Genomic DNA, 15,894 nt, shown 5'->3' with positions numbered 1-15,894 from the left:
ACTGTCGGCGGATTGACGACTACAAGCCGCGCAGGGCCAGAAGACAAGCCATCCGCGAGCCCTTAGACGCCCGTTTTTGGGTATCAACCGCGGACGTCGCGGGGCAGGATCCCAAGGGTGGCCCGCAGCGCGCGCGACATCTGGGCGGCCGTCTCAAATCCGGCGGCCGCAGCAGCCTCGCCGGCTGAGTTGCCGGATTTCAGCGACTCGACGGCGATCTCGCACCGCAGGTCCAGCAGGGAGCGATACGGGGTCCGGCCCGTGGTCGAGCGAAAACAGCGGATGAAGTGGAATTTGCTCATGCCCAGCACCCCGGCCATCTCCTCCAGACGGATGTCCCGGACGATGTTCTCCCGAAGGTAATCGTCGAGCCGCCTGATCTCTGTCGGCTCCAGCTTGCGATCCGCGCGGGAAGGCGCTTCGCTGGTGGACTGGTGGCTGGCAAAGGTGGCGACCGCGACCTGCCCGAGGGATTCGACGAGAAGTTCCTTGAACGGCAAGGAGCCCTGCAGAACCTCCCTGAGCTGCGTGAACACGCGCAGCAACTCCGGCGACTGGAAATAGATCGCCGGCCGGCTCCAGCACGCCTCCGTCAGCAGCGGCGCCGGAACGGCCTCGGGCTCGATATAGAGGGCGGTAAATGCTTGGGGACGGCCCGTCGGCTTGCACCAGCCATCGACCGCGATTCCTGCGGGAAAAAAGGTCAGCGTCTGCCGGAGATCACGACCGCGCCTCGGCTTTTCGCCCTCGACGCGCATCAGGCCGTCGTGGAAGACCAGATCGTGGAACGCCACATAATGCCGGTCACTCTTGATCGAAAATTCGTAGTCGACCGGATTCCGCGTCTCGACATGCTCGACCATGCAATCGCTGGTTTCGGCATGTGACCGCAGGACCCTGGTGCGGCGCTTCAGCGTCAGATCGATGATTTTGGGTTGTGCCACGAGCCAGTATTGCCCAGTGCGCCCTGCGAATGAGAGGCCAATTGTGAGATCAGATTTTGGCCGCGACACCGCCGGTGTCAAGCGAAGATGACACATTTGGGCCCCAACTGGGTGGCCTGAAACAGCGATATATCAAGACGCGCTCGCCAAATAGCCGCGAAACCACGGTCGAGCCGCCGCCTGAGTCAGCCCGCGCAGCACGAATACTTTGGGACGGCGCGTTTAATTTCAAATACATTCATGTAATGCAGCTCTCAAATCGGCAACATGGGCGATATGACGCAAGCGCATTATGGTAGAAACACTCGCATTTACAGAAATTTAAATCTGAGATTCTAACGTTTCGAAAGGATCACAAAACTGCCCCCCCTCACTTCAGGCCTCATAACAAAAATTGCGGCGTCTTGGACTGACGCCCGCTGGGAGACAATGCGATGTCGATTCGCGATCTGATGAATATGGGCGCGCTTGCCGCAGAGGCAGCCGCCATCAGGCGCACCCAGGCGGTGATCGAATTCGATCCCACGGGGAAGATCGTGGGGGCGAACGACCTCTTCCTGCAGACGATCGGCTATGGACTGGCCGAGATCGAGGGTCAGCATCACGCGATGTTCGTCGAAGCCGGCGAGCGGGCCAGCCCGGAGTACCAGGCGTTTTGGCCACGGCTGGCGGCGGGCGAGGCGATCCAGGCGCAGTTCCTCCGCATCGGCAAGGGCGGCAGGCGCATCTGGCTGCAGGCTGTCTACACGCCGGTCATGGATCCGGGCGGCAAGGTGAAGAAGGTCGTGAAATTCGCCACCGACATCACGGCCCACAAGACCGACATCGCCGACATGGAGGGCCAGCTCGCCGCCCTGGACAAGGTCCAGGCCGTCATCGAGTTCGATCTCACCGGCAAGATCCTGCACGCCAACGCCAACTTCCTCGCCGTGACCGGATACACCCTCGGCGAGATCGTCGGGCAGCACCACCGCATCTTCGTGGCCGAGCAGGATCGCAGCGCCGCTGCCTACGGGCAGTTCTGGGAGAAGCTGCGCCGCGGCGAATACGACGAGGGTCGCTATCGCCGCATCGGCAAGGGCGGCAAGGTCGTCTGGATCCAGGCGAGCTACAACCCGATCCTCGACGCGATGGGTGCGCCCGTGAAGGTAGTGAAATTCGCCACCGACATCACGGCCAGCAAGGAAAACGAGGAGCAGATGGAGTTCGCCATCGCCGAGGTCGGCACGGTCGTCCAGGCGGCGAAGGACCGTGACCTGACGCGGCGGATCCCGCTCCTGAAGCTGAATGCCAAGAATGTCGAGCTCTGCGAGGGCGTGAACGAGCTCGTGGACACGCTGGCGAGCCTCGTCGGCCAGGTCGCCGTCGCGGCCCAGGGCATCGACACCGCCGCCAAGGAAATCTCGACGGGCGCCGACGATCTCTCGAAGCGGACCGAGGAACAGGCCTCCAGCCTCGAGGAGACGGCGGCGACCACCGAGGAACTGGCGGCCAGCGTCAAGGCCTCCGCCAACAACGCCCGCGCCGCGGCCAATCTCGCCTCCGAGGCGACCGCAGCCGCCCAGTCCGGCGGCGACATCGCCGGAGAAGCCGTGAGAGCGATGGCCCGCATCGAGGACGCCTCGCAGAAGATCCAGGCGATCACCCGCGTCATCGACGATATCGCCTTCCAGACCAACCTTCTGGCGCTGAACGCCGCTGTCGAGGCCGCGCGCGCCGGCGACGCCGGAAAGGGCTTCGCGGTCGTCGCGAGCGAGGTCCGCACCCTCGCCCAGCGATCCGGCGAGGCCGCCAAGGACATCTCGGCCCTGATCTCCTCCTCGAATACGGAGGTTGGCGAGGGGGTCAAGCTCGTGCGCAAGGCCGGCGAATCCCTGACCGTCATCCTCGACGCCTCGCGGAAGGTCGCCTCGACGATCGCGGATATCTCCTCGGCCGGCGGCGAACAGGCCAATGGCATCGACGAGATGAGCCAGACCGTGGCGCATCTTGACGAGATGACCCAGTCCAACGCGGCCCTGGCGGAAGAAAGCGCGGCCTCGGCCAATGCCCTGTCCGATCGCATCGCGCAGCTGAACGGCCTCGTCGCGGGCTACCGCACCGAGGCGGGCGGCTCCGTCGCGGCCGCGAGCGCGACCGGTCTGCAACGCCAGGTTCACGCCGCCTTCGCGAGGCCCCATGCGGCCCGGCCGGCAACGCCCCCCGCTGCGCGCCCGGCGCAAGCCCCGATGAAGAAGGCCGTCAACGCCCACGCCTCCTCCGGCTGGGACGAGTTCTGAGCGATGATCCCGGCTGCCCTCACCGCCTCACCGGCCCCTCCAGCGACGATGCTGCGAAGCCCGCTCCTGCCTGCCATCAGCGAAGGCCTGGCGGCGATGCCGCCGGCCGACCGCCTGGCCATGATGGTGCGTCTCATCTCGGCGCGATGATCGCGGGCCTGGCCCTGTGCGCCGCCAGGCATCCCCCTGGCCACCCCGTAAGCCTCTGTTCGCAGGACATCGTCCGGACCATCCCCGAATTGGGGACCCGGCCGGTTGATGGTTGCATCGAGCACCTCGTGCAAATGGCGGAAGAGATCGGAGCCAGCATCTGGCGGCTGATCGCCTTCCTGTCGGATCCGTCCCTGCGGTCCGATCTGTCGGAGCTGGTGTCTCCGCTTTGCAGTCCGGTGGGGCTGGTCCAGATCAACCCTGACCCGTTCGCCCGCGCCTGAGATCGCTCCAAAAGGCCCGTCACCGCCGCTGGAACCAGACGACGCCGCCGGCTCCTGGCGGCCTCCGGCCGCGTGAGACCGCCACCAGCGTCGGTCGCGGGGCTCGCGCGCCACCGGCTTGCCTTCCGGATGGCTGCCCCTCGGGGATGAGGTGGAGCGATTATGACGGCGAGGCAGTGGGCGGGGATTAGTTTGTGAGGGAGTGATGGGCGAATAGCAGTCGCTGGAATGCCTCCTGATATCGGACCTTCATCGCCCTCACGATCTCGGCGCCGAGAGAGCCCGCTACCTCGCGCAATCGCCATTCATCATCAGAATTTTACTGCCTCGGCCCTGACATTTGGGGCAGGTCGCCAAGATGCAGGCGCAACGAAGGTATCGCCCCTGTGTCGTGCGCCCTCGGGGGCATTCACTCGGCCCATTTGTTAACCCGACAGGGATAATCCCCAGTACTGCAACCTGGGGAAGCCGCTATGGGCGCTCGCGAATGGTTGCCTAGCCTATCGCTTCTGGCCATCTCAACAGCCGTGTTACCGCTGCTATCGCCGGATTTGCGCGACCAGCGCTCTGTCGCTGGCGTTTTTCCGCCCTGGTGGACGTCCCGAGACGTCATCGCTGCAGCCGGAACCGCCGGATCGATCGTTCGCCTCGGAACGCTTCCGTTCATTGTCGTTGTCCGGTCAGACAGCAGCGACGTTGCGGCCCGACTAACGGCCTCAGGCTCCCTTTTTAACTTCGATCCCCTTGGCATCTCCGGCTGTTTTACCAGGTAACCCAATGACCATGACGATCACATCTATCCGCCGGCTCGGCGCACAGCTCGTCATGGGAGCGATCTGGTTGATCGTGCCGATGGTATCGGTTGCGGCAATTGTCAGCGACAACAACGTCATTGGCCTGTCGGTTGCAGCGCTGCTGCTGGCGGCCTTCGCGACCGTTTGTTGGCGGCTAAAACCCGAAGCAGACGGTACTCGCATGACGCTCAGCGTCTGCTTGATGGTCGGTATTTCGCTGATCGTAGCCGGACTCGGCGGACACGCTTGGCAGACCGACATGCACATGGCCTACTTCGCCGCGCTCGCCATGCTGATCATCTTCTGTGACTGGCGAGCGATCGTCGCGGCCACGGCAGTGGTCGCTGTGCACCACGTGACGCTGTCCCTGTTCCTCCCGGCGGCCATTTTTTCCGGAAACACAAATCTCGGCCGCGTCGTCCTCCATGCCATCATCCTGGTCATCGAGGCTGCGACCTTGGCCTGGGCCGCGCAGACGATCGCGCGGACGCTTGCAGCTTCAGCCAGCGCGCTCGGCCAAGCGGAAGCGGCCGTGCAAGATGCGGCACGGGCCCAACGTGAAGCTGAAAGCGCACTGCAGCAGGCCGACGATGCGCGCGAGGCTCAGGCTCGCTCAGTTCGCCAGAGTGAAGCACTGCAGATCACGATTGATGGCGATCGTGACGCTGTCGTCTCCGGTCTTGCGAAGGGCCTGGAGGAACTCTCAATGGGCAATTTGACCCATCGGATCAGCGCGGCTTTCCCAGCGGACTACGAAAAGCTGCGTAGCGACTTCAACAACTCCATTTCACGACTCGACACCGCGGTGTCAGGCATTGCCGGTGCCGCCGGCGCTATCCGCAGCTTTGGCATCGAGATCAACAGCGGCGCTAACGATCTTTCCAAGCGCACCGAGGACCAGGCTTCGAGCCTGGAGGAGACGGCAGCGACCACTGAGCAACTCGCGGCTTCCGTCAAAGCCACAGCTCAAGCCTCGCGCCAAGCTTCGGCCGTCGCCCAAGAGGCGATGCAAACGGCGGAGAGCGGAGGCGCGATTGCCGGCCAGGCGATCGACGCGATGGCCCGGATCGAGACCGCATCGAGCAAGATCTCGGATATCATCCGCGTGATCGACGATATCGCTTTCCAGACCAACCTGTTGGCATTGAACGCGGCCGTGGAGGCTGCGCGTGCCGGCGATGCCGGCAAGGGTTTCGCCGTCGTCGCCTCCGAGGTGCGAACCCTGGCGCAGCGTTCGAGCGATGCCGCCAAGGACATTTCGGCCCTGATATCCTCTTCAAACGGTGAAGTCGGCGAGGGTGTGAAGCTTGTCCGGCAGGCCGGCGACCAGCTGAGCCAAATCCTGTCGGCCTCGCAACGGGTCGCAACGACCATCGCCGAGATCTCGGCGGCATCCGGCGAGCAGGCCAGCGGCATCGAAGAAATGAGCCAGGCCGTCGCCCATCTCGACGAGATGACGCAGCAGAACGCCGCGCTCGCCGAAGAGAGTGCCGCATCCGCCGGCTCGCTCTCCAACCGCATCGGCCAACTCAACGATCTTGTCGCCGCGTTCAGGACAGGACAGGAGAGAACTGTTTCGGCTCCCGCAGAGCCGGCCCGATTGCGCCAGCTCGCTGAGACGGCCTTCGCAAAGGCTCCGGGCCGCACACTGGCCCCGCGCCCGGCCTACCAGCCCGCCGAACGCAAACCGCAACCTGCGCGCCCCGCACTGGCCAAGAAGGTCGCCAACAGCCGTGCCGGTGACGCCGGCTGGGATGAATTCTGAGCGCGCCCCTGCTGCGCGCAGAAGATCAACTTCACGTTCGTCCCCATCACCGTGCGATCGACGGATGATGGAGCGGTCGCCAAAGTGATATCTGCTCCGACCGCCAGCCCTTTTGCCAGACGAGACGGGCCAAAAGGGCTGGCCACTCGCAGGACGAGACGCGCCAAAAACTCCCCTCACCGCATGAAATGCAGCTGCCGGAACTTGCCCCGGAACGCCGTGACATCCCGCGCAATCGCCTCCGCCGGCCGTGACCCGTTTAGCCCCTCGGCGATGTAGCCAGCGAGTTCGGGCATGTCGGCGGAGGCCATGCCGAAACGGACGATTTCGGGGGTGCCCAGCCGCAGGCCGTTGACGTCTCCCGCCACCTCCGGCAGCGGCAGGCCGATGCCGCAGCTCAGGATGTTGATGGCGCGCAGCTTCTGCGCCGCCGCCTGGCCGCCGCCATAGCTGTGCGCCTCGATCGCGAACTGGTGCGAGGTGGTGATGCCGCGCTCGCGCGCATAGACCGGGATCTGCCGCTCGCAGAGCGCCTCGGCCAGCGCCTTGGCGGTGGCGGCCATCATCTGCGCGTAGTCGCGGCCAAAAGCCTTCCAGTCGAGCAGCGTGATCGCCAGCGAGGCCGATTTCGCCGCGTCGAAATTCGCCGTCAGCCCGGGATAGGCGATGGCGTCGAGCCGCTTGGCGATGGCGGCGTCATTGGTGACGATCAGCCCCGAGGGCGGGCCGCCGAGGCTCTTATAGGTGCTCATCGTCATCAGATGGGCGCCCTCCTCCAGCGGCTGCTGCCAGGCGTGGCCAGCGATCATTCCCGACATATGCGCCGCGTCGAACAGCACGAGCGCGCCGATTTCGTCGGCGATCGCGCGGATTGCGCGGATCGGATGGGGGAAGAGGTTCAGGCTCGCGCCGATGGTGATCATCTTCGGCTTCAGCCGCAGCGCATCCGCCCGCAACTGCGCGACATCGACGGTGTAGTTGACCGGGTCGACCGGGGCCGGATGGGTCACGATGCCGTAGAGCCCGGCCGCGCCGGCGCCGTGATGCGTGACATGCCCGCCGATCGAGGGCGGCGGCGCGATGATGCAGTCGCCGGGCCTGGCCGCGACCATGAAGGCGTAGAGATTGGCGATGGCGCCCGAGGGCACGCGGATCTCGGCGTATTTCGCGCCGAAGACCTCGGCCGCGAGCTCGGCGGCGATGATCTCGATCTGCTCGATCGCCTCCAGCCCCATCTCGTATTTCTCGCCGGGATAGCCGAGCGAGGGCCGGGCGCCGAGGCCCGACGCCAGCGCCGCTTCGGCGCGTGGGTTCATGACATTGGTCGCGGGGTTGAGGTTGAAGCAGTCGCGCTCGTGGATGTTGCGGTTTTCCGTCGTCAGCGCCGAAAGCCTGGCCTCGATCGCGTCCAGCGGCTGGCCGCTGACGCCGCCGGCGATATCGAGCACGTAATCCTCGCTCGCGGCGGGAACCCAGTCGCGCCTGCCCAGTGCCGTCATCGCCATTCTCCCGCCCCGCCGGGGCCTGCCTGAAACCCAACGTCATAGGAGCGGTTTGCGCCGCCTGGCGCAAACGAGTATTCGTCGCGCGAAGGCGGAGAAAATCTCAGCCTCGCGCCGGACCCGTCCATGGCCGTCAAGCCGCCCCGCCCCCGCCTGCCCTCGCTCAAGGCGCTGCGCGCCTTTGAAGCGGCTGCGCGTCTGGAGAGCTTCACAGAGGCCGCCGCCGAACTCGGCGTCACGCCAGGCGCCGTCACCCAGCAGATCCGCCAGCTCGAGGCCGCTCTGGGGCTTTCGCTTTTCCGCCGGCTGCCGCAGGGCGTGGTGCCAACGGTCGCCGCCCGCGAGGTACTGCCCCGGCTGACGCGCGGCTTCGACATCCTCGCCCAGGCCGCCCAGAGCCTGCGCGAGAGCGAGAGCCAGCGCGCGCTCACCATCGCGGCGCTACCCTGCATCGCGCAGCTCTGGCTCTCGCCGCGCCTGCCCGCCCTGCAGCGCGCCTGGCCGGATCTGCAGGTCTCGATATCGGCGATGGAGGCGCCGCCCGATCCGCGCCGCGAGCCGCATGACCTGTCGATCTTCTACCGCGAGCCGGGTTCAGGCCCGCAGGTGCTGACGCTGCCCGGCGAGGACGCGATCCTGCCCGTCTGCGCGCCCTCTCTCGGAGAGCGCATCGGCACGACCGCCGATCTCGCCGGCCAGACGCTGCTGCACGATGCCGTCTGGCAGAGCGACTGGGCGCGCTGGCTCGCTCAAACGGGGGCACCGCGAAGCCTCGATGCGACGCGCGGCCCGCGCTTCTCGCTCTACAGCCTGGCGCTGGATGCGGCGCTGACGGGCTCGGGCGTGCTGATGGGCCGGTTGTCGCTGGTGGCGCCGCTGCTGGCGCAAGGCAGGCTGGTGGCGCCGCTCCAGCCGCCGCTGCCGCTCAGCGAGCGGCTGACGGTGGCGCCCGCGACGGCGGAGCGCCCGCATCCGCGCCAGGCCGAGATCGCCGCCTGGCTGGTCGCGCAGGGGTAGGCCGAGGCGGCCGATTCAGATGTCGGCGCCGCAATCGCCGCAGAGGATCTGGTCCATCGAGCGCGAGGGCTCGGCGCAGCCGGCCTCGCCGACGACCTTGGCGGGAACACCCGCCACCGTCTTGTTGCGCGGCACGCTCGCCAGCACGACCGAGCCCGCCGCGACACGCGAGCACTGGCCGACCTCGATATTGCCGAGGATCTTGGCGCCGGCGCCGAGCAGCACGCCCTTGCGGATCTTGGGATGGCGGTCGCCGCCCTGCTTGCCGGTGCCGCCCAGCGTGACGCTGTGCAGCATCGAGACGTCGTCCTCGATCACCGCCGTCTCGCCGACGACGAGCCCGGTGGCATGGTCGAGGAAGATGCCCTTGCCGATGCGCGCGGCGGGGTTGATGTCGGTCTGGAAGACCTCGGAGGCGCGGCTCTGGAGATAGAGCGCGAAATCGCGCCGGTCCTGCCGCCAGAGCCAATGCGCCAGCCGGTGGCACTGCAGCGCGTGGAAGCCCTTGAAGAACAGCACCGGCTCGAGCACGCGATAGCAGGCCGGGTCGCGGTCGAGCACGGCGACGACGTCGGCACGCATGCCGGGCCCCACCGTGGCGTCAGCGGCGAGCGCCTCGGCGAAGGCCTGCTCGATCAGGTCGGCCGGCACGGCGGGATGGCCGAGCCGCGCCGCGACGCGGTGGCTGACGGCAGCCTCGAAGCTCGGCTGGTTGAGCACGGAGGCGAGAATTAGGCTGCCCAGCGCCGGTTCGGCGGCGAGCGCGGCTTCCGCCTCGCGGCGCAGGCGCGACCAGACGGGGTCCAGCCGCTCGAGCCCGCTCGCGGGATCGCGGACTTCGGCGACGGAGCGTCCTGACATCATGATTGTTCTCCGCGAAAGTCGTTCGTCGGTGCTGATCCTAGCACCCGAGGCGGCATCGACGCCAAAGCTGTTTGCGAGCCGCACGCAGGACCGCATGTGGTGCGCCGGATTCACTTTGTCAAAATCGGCCGCCAACCCTTTGCCGGCAGTCGGCTTTCGAACCGGCTCACCGCGACCTCACAAACGCGACAGGAAGTCGAGCACCGCCTGCTTGTGGGTCTTGTCGCCGACGGCGAGATTGTGGTCGCGGCCCTGGATGTCGAAGGCCTCCGCACCCGGGATCAACCGTGCCAGCGCCGGACCGGAGCCCGCGACATCGTCCGTGGTGCCGACACTGACCAGCGTGGGAACCGCGATGCGGCCGACCTCGGCCTCGCTCAGCGTCTGGCGCGAGCCACGGATGCAGGCGGCGAGCGCCTTCAGATCACTCTTTGTCGCCTCGGCGAAAGCGCGGAACATCCGCTGCATCGGGTCGGTCAGGCCATCGAGCGAGGGCGCCTCCATCGCGTCAGCAATGCCCAGCGGCAGGCCGACGCCCTCGACGAGGTGGATGCCGAGCCCGCCGAGCAGGAGCGCGCTCAGCCGCTGCGGATGCGCCAGCGCCAGATGGGCGGAAATGCGCGCGCCCATCGAATAGCCCATCACCGCCGCGCGCGGGATGTCGAGATGGTCCATCAGCCGCCGCACATCCTCAGCCATGATCTGGGAGGAATAGGCGGCGGGCTCATAGAGCTTCTGGCTCTGGCCATGGCCGCGATTGTCGAGCGCGACGACGCGGTAGCCGGCATGGGTCAGCGTCTTCGTCCACTGCGTGTTGACCCAGTTGACCATGTGGCTCGAGCCGAAACCGTGGACCAGAACCACCGTGGCATGGCGCTCGACATCCCCCGTGGGCGCAAGATCGATATAGGCGAGGCTGACGCCGTCGGATGAAAAGCTCTGCATGGCGGTCCGTTACCGTCGCGGGACTGTCGCCCTCCCATGCCATCAACGCCCCACTTTGGGTAGCGGTCGCGCCGCAGCCTGCCTATGAAGGCCGGCATGAGCGCCGTTTCGCCCCAAGCTGCCGCCCCCTCGCCGCGCCTGCGGCTGGAGGTCGTCGATCTCGCCCGCGGCCTCGCGCTTCTGGCGATGTTCGTCTTCCACTTCGCCTATGATCTTTCCTTTTTAGGGCTGATCGAGACGCATATTCCGTCGGAGCCCGGCTGGCGCTGGTTCGCCCGGCTGATTGCGGGCTCTTTCCTGACGCTGGTCGGAATCAGTCTCGTCCTGGCGACCCGAAACGGGCTGAACCGGTCAGCCTTCCTGAAGCGTCTGGCGATGGTCGCGGGCGCGGCCGCGCTGGTGACCATTGCGACCTATGTCGCGATGCCCGGCAGCTTCATCTTCTTCGGCATTCTCCATCATGTCGCGCTCGGCAGCGTGCTGGCCTTGCCCTTCCTGCGCCTGCCGATCCTGGCGGTGGCCGGCGCGGCGATCATCGCCTTCGCCCTGCCCGTCCTCGTGGCCCATCCGCTGCTCGACCAGCCCGCCCTCGCCTGGCTCGGCTTCTCGCGTGCGCCGATCGCGACGGCGGATTTCGTGCCGGTCTTCCCCTGGTTCGGCTGCGTGCTTAGCGGGATCGTGCTGGCGCGGCTCGCTTTGCCGCGGCTCTCCGGCAGCCGCCTCGCCGCCTGGCGCCCCGCCTCGCTGCCGGCGCGGATCGTCGCCTGGGGCGGGCGTCACAGCCTGCTGGTCTATCTCGTCCACCAGCCGGTGTTCATCGGCGCGCTGATGCTCGCGCTTCAGCTGAACCCGGCGCAGCCGGTCTCGCCGGAGCGCGGCTTCATGCTGTCCTGCCAGCGCAGCTGCGGGACCGGACCGCTCGGCGCCGAGGCCTGCGAACGACTCTGCGCCTGCACGGTCGATTCGCTGAAACGCGAGAACCTCTGGCGCGAGACGCTCACCGACGCCCTCGACCAGAGCCAGCGCGAACGGGTTTCCGCCCTCGCCCAGGCCTGCCTGCGTCCGGCGACACCGCGCTGAGGCAATCGCGCACTGGCGCCGCGCCGCCCGGCGCGATAGTTTGCGCCGACGTCACGAAGCAAGAGCACGATCATGGCCGATCACGGCATTCCGCACTTCCACAACGACAAGGGCGTCGCCGCCATTCATGTCGGCGCGCGCGAGTTCATGTGCATCGGTGCGAAGCCGCCCTTCGACCACCCGCATGTCTATCTCGACATGGGCGCCGACCACGAGATCGTCTGCCCCTATTGCTCGACGCTCTACAAATTCGACGCGAGCCTGAAGGCCGGCACCTGCTCGCCGCCCGACTGCGCTCATCACGAGACCTCCCAGGCTGCGGCCTGAGATCAGGACGGCCCCCATCCGCCGGCCGCTGCCCTTCCGGGCGGGCCGCAAGGCCCGGCCGGGGCGCCCGTTCGTGAAAGCCTGCCGCCCGTGTCCGCTCCCCATTTCCTGATCGCCGGCGCCGGGATCGGCGGCCTGACCATGGCCCTGTCCCTGGCGCGGCGCGGCATCGCGGCAACCGTCGTCGAGAAGCGCACCAGCTTCGGCGAACTCGGAGCGGGGCTGCAGATCAGCCCCAATTCCGGCCATGTCCTCGACGGGCTCGACCTCGCCCTGCCGCTGAAGCGCGTCGCCGTGCGGTCGCAGGGCCTCGTCGTCCGGCGCTGGCGCGACGGCCGGGCGCTGCTGGAGGCGCCGACGCCGGAGGCCACGCAGCCGCCCTACCGGCTGCTCAAGCGCAGCGATCTCCACACCGTGCTGCTCGACGCCGCTCGCGCCATGCCCAACATCCGCCTCGTCGTCGGGCGCGGCCTCAAGGAGATCGCGCAGGCGGAAGGCGGCGTCTCGACGACGCTCACCAGCCAGAGCGGCCAGGCGGAAACGCTCCACGGCCTCGGCCTGATCGGCGCGGACGGGCTCTGGTCGCGGGTGCGGGACCTGACGGGCGACGCCTCGCCGCCCAGCTTTACCGGTTTCGAGGCCTGGCGCGCCCTCGCCCCGGCCACACCAGGCGGCACGGCGCGGGTCGAGCTGCATCTCGGCTCGGGATGTCATGCGGTGCATTACCCGGTCGCTGGCGGGCGCGAGACCAATCTCGTCGTGGTGCGGCGCGCCACAGAGGCCCGCGAGGGCTGGTCGCGCGAGGGCGATGCGCGGCAGGTCGCGGCGCAGGTCGCCGAAGCTTCGCGGCCGCTGCGCGATCTCGTCGCCGCGGCCTCGGGCTGGCAGGTCTGGTCGCTGTTCGACCGCAAGCCGGCCGCCATGGCGAAGGCGCGCATCGCGCTTCTGGGCGATGCCGCCCACCCCGTTCTGCCCTTCCTTGCCCAGGGAGCCTCTCTGGCGATCGAGGATGCCGCGGTTCTGGCGCGCCTTCTTGCCCGGGCTCTCGAAACGGAGGGCGCAGCCGGCGTGCCCGCCGCGATGGCGGCCTATGCGACGGCGCGCGCCGCGCGCGTCGCGCGCGTTCAGGAGGCCAGCCGCAGCAATGGCCGCAGCTTCCATCTCGGCTGGCCGCTCGGCATCGGCCGCGACATCGCGCTCGGACGCCTCGGCGCCGAGGGCATGCGCCGCCGCTATGCCTGGCTCTACGATTGGCGCGACGGCTGACGGGCCGCGCCGCGGTGATCTCGCCTTCGCCGCAATTCGTACCTAGCTTCGGGAAGCTGGAACGGATGAACCCACGATGATCCGCGTCAATCTCTATGAGCAGCTCGGCGGCCGCGCCGCCGCGATGCCGCGATGGGCGGCCTGGCTCGCCATGGCCGCGAGCCTGGTCATCGGTGTCGTGCTCTTCCTGCTCGCCGCCAGCCTCGCGCTTATCCTGCTGCCGGTCGCCGCCCTTGCCGGCGCCATTGCGATCTGGCGCCTGCGCAGCCGGTTGAAAGCAGCAGGCTTCGGCCAGCCCGGGCCGGTCCCGGGCGAGCCGCGCGGCTCTCAGCGCGGCGAGATCATCGACGCCGAATACCGGATCATCGAGCAGAACGAGCCGCCCCGCCGTTGAGCCGTCAGGCTGACAAGCGGGTCAGCAGCACGCCCGCGATCCCGCAGACGGCGAGCGTCGGGATCATCCCGAACTTGAAGCGCAGCATCGCGACCATGGCGCCCGCGCTCAGCAGCGCGGCACGCCAGTCCAGCGAGGCCAGCACCGGCCAGTCCGGCGACAACCCTAGGAACGAGACCGTCCGCACCTGCGCGAAGAGCACGTGCAGGCCGAACCAGAGCGCGAGGTTCATGATCACGCCGACCACGGCAGCCGTGATCGCGCCCAGCGCCGCCGACAGCGCCCTGTTACCGCGCAGCGCCTCGACATAGGGCCCCCCGAGGAAGATCCAGAAGAAGCAGGGCGCGAAGGTGACCCATAGCGTCAGCAGCGCGCCGAGAGCGCCCGCCAGCAGCGGCGGCAGGTCGCCCGCCCCGCGCATCCCCGCGAGGAAGCCGACGAATTGCAGCACCAGGATCAGGGGGCCCGGCGTCGTCTCGGCGAGGCCAAGCCCGTCGATCATCTCGCCCGGCTTCAGCCAGCCATAGGTCTCGACGGCGGCCTGGGCGACATAGGCCAGCACCGCATAGGCGCCGCCGAAGGTCACCACCGCCATGGTGCTGAAGAAGCGCCCGAGCTGCGTCCAGACACTGCCCTCACCCGTCCAGAGCCAGAGCAGCAGCACCGGCGCCAGCCAGAGCGGCAGCCAGATCGCCAGCGTCTTCAGCGCGCGGCCGGTCGAGGGACGGACATGGTCGAGTTGACCGCGCGCGAACAGCCCGTCGACGAGGCCGACGACCTCAGGGCCACCCTTGCCATGGCCGGCCTGCGCCGAGAACACCGAGGGGCTCAGCCGGTGGCCGACCCAGCCGACCAGCCCCGCGGCGAGGATGATCGCCGGAAACGGCACCCTGGCGAGGAAGATGGCGAGAAAGGCGGCGATCGCGAGCGCCACCATCGCCCGGTTCTTCAGGGCGCGGCGGCTGATCCGCAAACCCGCCTCGATCACCACCGCCAGCACGGCCGCCTTGATGCCGAAGAACAGCCCGTCGACGAGCGGAACCTCTCGATAGAGCACATAGAGGATGCTCAGGCCCAGCATCACCGCCGCGCCCGGCAGGATGAAGAGCAGCCCGGCGATCAGCCCGCCGAGCGTGCGGTGCATCAGCCAGCCGATATAGACGGCGAGCTGCTGCGCCTCGGGGCCCGGCAGCAGCATGCAGTAATTCAGCGCGTGCAGGAACCGCTCCTCGCCGATCCAGCGCCGGTCCTCGACCAGCTCCTTGTGCATCAGCGCGATCTGCCCGGCCGGCCCGCCGAAGGAGAGCAGCCCGATGCGGGCCCAGACGCGGGTTGCCTCAGCGAGCGTCGGCAGCGAGCCCGGGGCCGGGGCCGCGACGTTGGTGTCAGTGGAGAGGCTGGTCACAATGTCGGCCCTTGGGCAGCGCCGGCCGCGGAAGGCCAGTTATGAGTTTCGTGGCTGGCATCCCTGCACCACCGGTAGAACGCATCATAGAGCAGCATGCCGGCGTCCAGCTGGGCGAGGTCGTCCCTGAACATGCGCGAGAGGCCGAGCGATGCGGCCAGGAATCCCGCGGCCTCGGGGACGCTCTCCAGCGTGGCGGTATCGGCCGCACGGACGATCGCGGCGAGCCGGTCGAGCGCCGGGGTGGAAAGCCCGAACTCCTCGATCATGACGTCGAAGGTGCAGCGTTCGCCCCGGTGGCTCCAGAACACCCCCTCGATGTCGAAGGGCGTCGCCGCGAAGCGCTCGCCCATAGCGGCGACCTCCGAGGGCGACACGAACAGGAAGACCGACTGGCGGTCGATGAAGCGCCGGATCAGCCAGGGGCAGGCGATGCGGTCCACTTTCGGCCGCGTCCGCGTCACCCAAACGGTGCGGCCGGACGCATCGCGCGGTGGCAGCGCGTCTGGGCGCACCAGAACACCGTCCGCATCGCGCCAGGCCTCGAAGCCGCCCGTGAGGTTCTCGGCGGCGACGCCGAGGTGGCGCAGCCAGGCCGCGACGCCCTCGCTGAGCTTCAGGCCGCGCTGGCAGGACACCACCACGCGCTGCCCGGCATAGGCTTGGGCCCAGGCGCCGACATCGGTGTGGGAGCGGCTGTCCGACCCCGGCAGCCGGCGGGGATCGGCCGCGACATCGTCGGGAATCCGGACATCGATGATGACGGGTGCGTCGGGCAGCCCGACGAGCTTCGACAATTGGGCAGGGCTGATCGAGATGTTGGAAGACATGGGCGTCCATCCTGAAGCTGAGGATTATGGACGCGAGCCTTGGGCCGA

Annotated in this window: 14 protein-coding genes; 8 read left to right on the top strand and 6 right to left on the bottom strand. The window is 68.0% G+C overall.

What is annotated here, in order from left to right:
- Positions 1 to 83: 83 nt before the first annotated feature.
- On the bottom strand, positions 84 to 944 hold the full coding sequence (locus ABIE41_RS13975; protein WP_192640998.1) for an AraC family transcriptional regulator: 861 nt from the start codon (positions 942 to 944) through the stop codon (positions 84 to 86).
- Between the two features lie 434 nt (positions 945 to 1,378).
- Here ABIE41_RS13975 and ABIE41_RS13970 point away from each other — a divergent pair, with 434 nt between their 5' ends.
- The 3 genes from ABIE41_RS13970 to ABIE41_RS13960 all read left to right on the top strand — a co-directional run bounded on the left by ABIE41_RS13970 (position 1,379) and on the right by ABIE41_RS13960 (position 6,216).
- Positions 1,379 to 3,223: a methyl-accepting chemotaxis protein gene (locus tag ABIE41_RS13970; protein ID WP_192640997.1), complete on the top strand. Its 1,845-nt coding sequence runs from the start codon at positions 1,379 to 1,381 to the stop codon at positions 3,221 to 3,223.
- Between the two features lie 146 nt (positions 3,224 to 3,369).
- Complete coding sequence (locus ABIE41_RS13965; protein ID WP_354192269.1) at positions 3,370 to 3,657, top strand: hypothetical protein; 288 nt, start codon at positions 3,370 to 3,372, stop codon at positions 3,655 to 3,657.
- Positions 3,658 to 4,434: 777 nt separating this feature from the next.
- The gene (locus tag ABIE41_RS13960; RefSeq protein ID WP_192640995.1) at positions 4,435 to 6,216 is read left to right on the top strand and encodes a methyl-accepting chemotaxis protein; all 1,782 of its coding nucleotides are present in this window, start codon (positions 4,435 to 4,437) and stop codon (positions 6,214 to 6,216) included.
- Positions 6,217 to 6,392: 176 nt separating this feature from the next.
- Here the strand turns inward: ABIE41_RS13960 and ABIE41_RS13955 are convergent, their stop codons facing one another.
- Positions 6,393 to 7,715: a serine hydroxymethyltransferase gene (locus ABIE41_RS13955; RefSeq protein ID WP_192640994.1), complete on the bottom strand. Its 1,323-nt coding sequence runs from the start codon at positions 7,713 to 7,715 to the stop codon at positions 6,393 to 6,395.
- 129 nt (positions 7,716 to 7,844) lie between these two features.
- Here ABIE41_RS13955 and ABIE41_RS13950 point away from each other — a divergent pair, with 129 nt between their 5' ends.
- Positions 7,845 to 8,735 (top strand): LysR substrate-binding domain-containing protein, encoded by an 891-nt coding sequence (locus ABIE41_RS13950; protein ID WP_192640993.1) that lies wholly within the window; start codon positions 7,845 to 7,847, stop codon positions 8,733 to 8,735.
- A gap of 15 nt (positions 8,736 to 8,750) precedes the next feature.
- On the opposite strand, the gene cysE is transcribed toward ABIE41_RS13950, so the two are convergent.
- Entirely contained in the window at positions 8,751 to 9,596 is an 846-nt protein-coding gene (cysE, locus tag ABIE41_RS13945) for a serine O-acetyltransferase (RefSeq protein ID WP_465247118.1), read from the bottom strand.
- Positions 9,597 to 9,776: 180 nt separating this feature from the next.
- Complete coding sequence (locus ABIE41_RS13940; protein ID WP_192640991.1) at positions 9,777 to 10,544, bottom strand: alpha/beta fold hydrolase; 768 nt, start codon at positions 10,542 to 10,544, stop codon at positions 9,777 to 9,779.
- Positions 10,545 to 10,640: 96 nt separating this feature from the next.
- On the opposite strand from ABIE41_RS13940, the gene ABIE41_RS13935 reads away from it, so the two are divergent.
- The 4 genes from ABIE41_RS13935 (at position 10,641) to ABIE41_RS13920 (ending at position 13,611) form a co-directional block, all read left to right on the top strand.
- Positions 10,641 to 11,624 carry an acetyltransferase domain-containing protein gene (locus ABIE41_RS13935; protein ID WP_192640990.1) on the top strand — a complete coding sequence of 328 codons (984 nt, stop codon included), beginning with the start codon at positions 10,641 to 10,643 and terminating at the stop codon, positions 11,622 to 11,624.
- 72 nt (positions 11,625 to 11,696) lie between these two features.
- The gene (locus tag ABIE41_RS13930; RefSeq protein WP_192640989.1) at positions 11,697 to 11,951 is read left to right on the top strand and encodes a zinc-finger domain-containing protein; all 255 of its coding nucleotides are present in this window, start codon (positions 11,697 to 11,699) and stop codon (positions 11,949 to 11,951) included.
- A 90-nt stretch (positions 11,952 to 12,041) separates the two neighbouring features.
- Positions 12,042 to 13,217, top strand: a complete 1,176-nt coding sequence (locus tag ABIE41_RS13925) for an FAD-dependent monooxygenase (RefSeq protein WP_354192264.1) — start codon at positions 12,042 to 12,044, stop codon at positions 13,215 to 13,217.
- 76 nt (positions 13,218 to 13,293) lie between these two features.
- Positions 13,294 to 13,611 (top strand): hypothetical protein, encoded by a 318-nt coding sequence (locus ABIE41_RS13920; RefSeq protein WP_192640988.1) that lies wholly within the window; start codon positions 13,294 to 13,296, stop codon positions 13,609 to 13,611.
- Between the two features lie 4 nt (positions 13,612 to 13,615).
- On the opposite strand, the gene chrA is transcribed toward ABIE41_RS13920, so the two are convergent.
- Positions 13,616 to 15,016 carry a chromate efflux transporter gene (gene chrA, locus ABIE41_RS13915; RefSeq protein WP_192640987.1) on the bottom strand — a complete coding sequence of 467 codons (1,401 nt, stop codon included), beginning with the start codon at positions 15,014 to 15,016 and terminating at the stop codon, positions 13,616 to 13,618.
- A complete protein-coding gene (locus tag ABIE41_RS13910; protein ID WP_192640986.1) occupies positions 15,013 to 15,846 on the bottom strand; it encodes a chromate resistance protein ChrB domain-containing protein in 834 nt (277 codons plus the stop codon). Before ABIE41_RS13910 ends, chrA begins: the two co-directional genes overlap by 4 nt.
- Positions 15,847 to 15,894 lie beyond the last annotated feature (48 nt).

The organism is Bosea sp. OAE506, from assembly GCF_040546595.1.
Taxonomy (GTDB): Bacteria; Pseudomonadota; Alphaproteobacteria; order Rhizobiales; family Beijerinckiaceae; genus Allobosea.
This window is presented reverse-complemented; position numbering and strand designations above follow the sequence as displayed.

What these genes read in the sequence shown, in the direction of transcription:
- ABIE41_RS13920 (WP_192640988.1), top strand. Translation starts at nt 13,294, where the DNA reads ATGATCCGCGTCAATCTCTATGAGCAGCTCGGCGGCCGCGCCGCCGCG.
- ABIE41_RS13955 (WP_192640994.1), bottom strand. Translation starts at nt 7,715, where the DNA reads ATGACGGCACTGGGCAGGCGCGACTGGGTTCCCGCCGCGAGCGAGGAT.
- ABIE41_RS13930 (WP_192640989.1), top strand. Translation starts at nt 11,697, where the DNA reads ATGGCCGATCACGGCATTCCGCACTTCCACAACGACAAGGGCGTCGCC.
- ABIE41_RS13965 (WP_354192269.1), top strand. Translation starts at nt 3,370, where the DNA reads ATGATCGCGGGCCTGGCCCTGTGCGCCGCCAGGCATCCCCCTGGCCAC.
- ABIE41_RS13935 (WP_192640990.1), top strand. Translation starts at nt 10,641, where the DNA reads ATGAGCGCCGTTTCGCCCCAAGCTGCCGCCCCCTCGCCGCGCCTGCGG.
- ABIE41_RS13970 (WP_192640997.1), top strand. Translation starts at nt 1,379, where the DNA reads ATGTCGATTCGCGATCTGATGAATATGGGCGCGCTTGCCGCAGAGGCA.
- ABIE41_RS13940 (WP_192640991.1), bottom strand. Translation starts at nt 10,544, where the DNA reads ATGCAGAGCTTTTCATCCGACGGCGTCAGCCTCGCCTATATCGATCTT.
- ABIE41_RS13950 (WP_192640993.1), top strand. Translation starts at nt 7,845, where the DNA reads ATGGCCGTCAAGCCGCCCCGCCCCCGCCTGCCCTCGCTCAAGGCGCTG.
- ABIE41_RS13910 (WP_192640986.1), bottom strand. Translation starts at nt 15,846, where the DNA reads ATGTCTTCCAACATCTCGATCAGCCCTGCCCAATTGTCGAAGCTCGTC.
- cysE (WP_465247118.1), bottom strand. Translation starts at nt 9,596, where the DNA reads ATGTCAGGACGCTCCGTCGCCGAAGTCCGCGATCCCGCGAGCGGGCTC.
- ABIE41_RS13960 (WP_192640995.1), top strand. Translation starts at nt 4,435, where the DNA reads ATGACCATGACGATCACATCTATCCGCCGGCTCGGCGCACAGCTCGTC.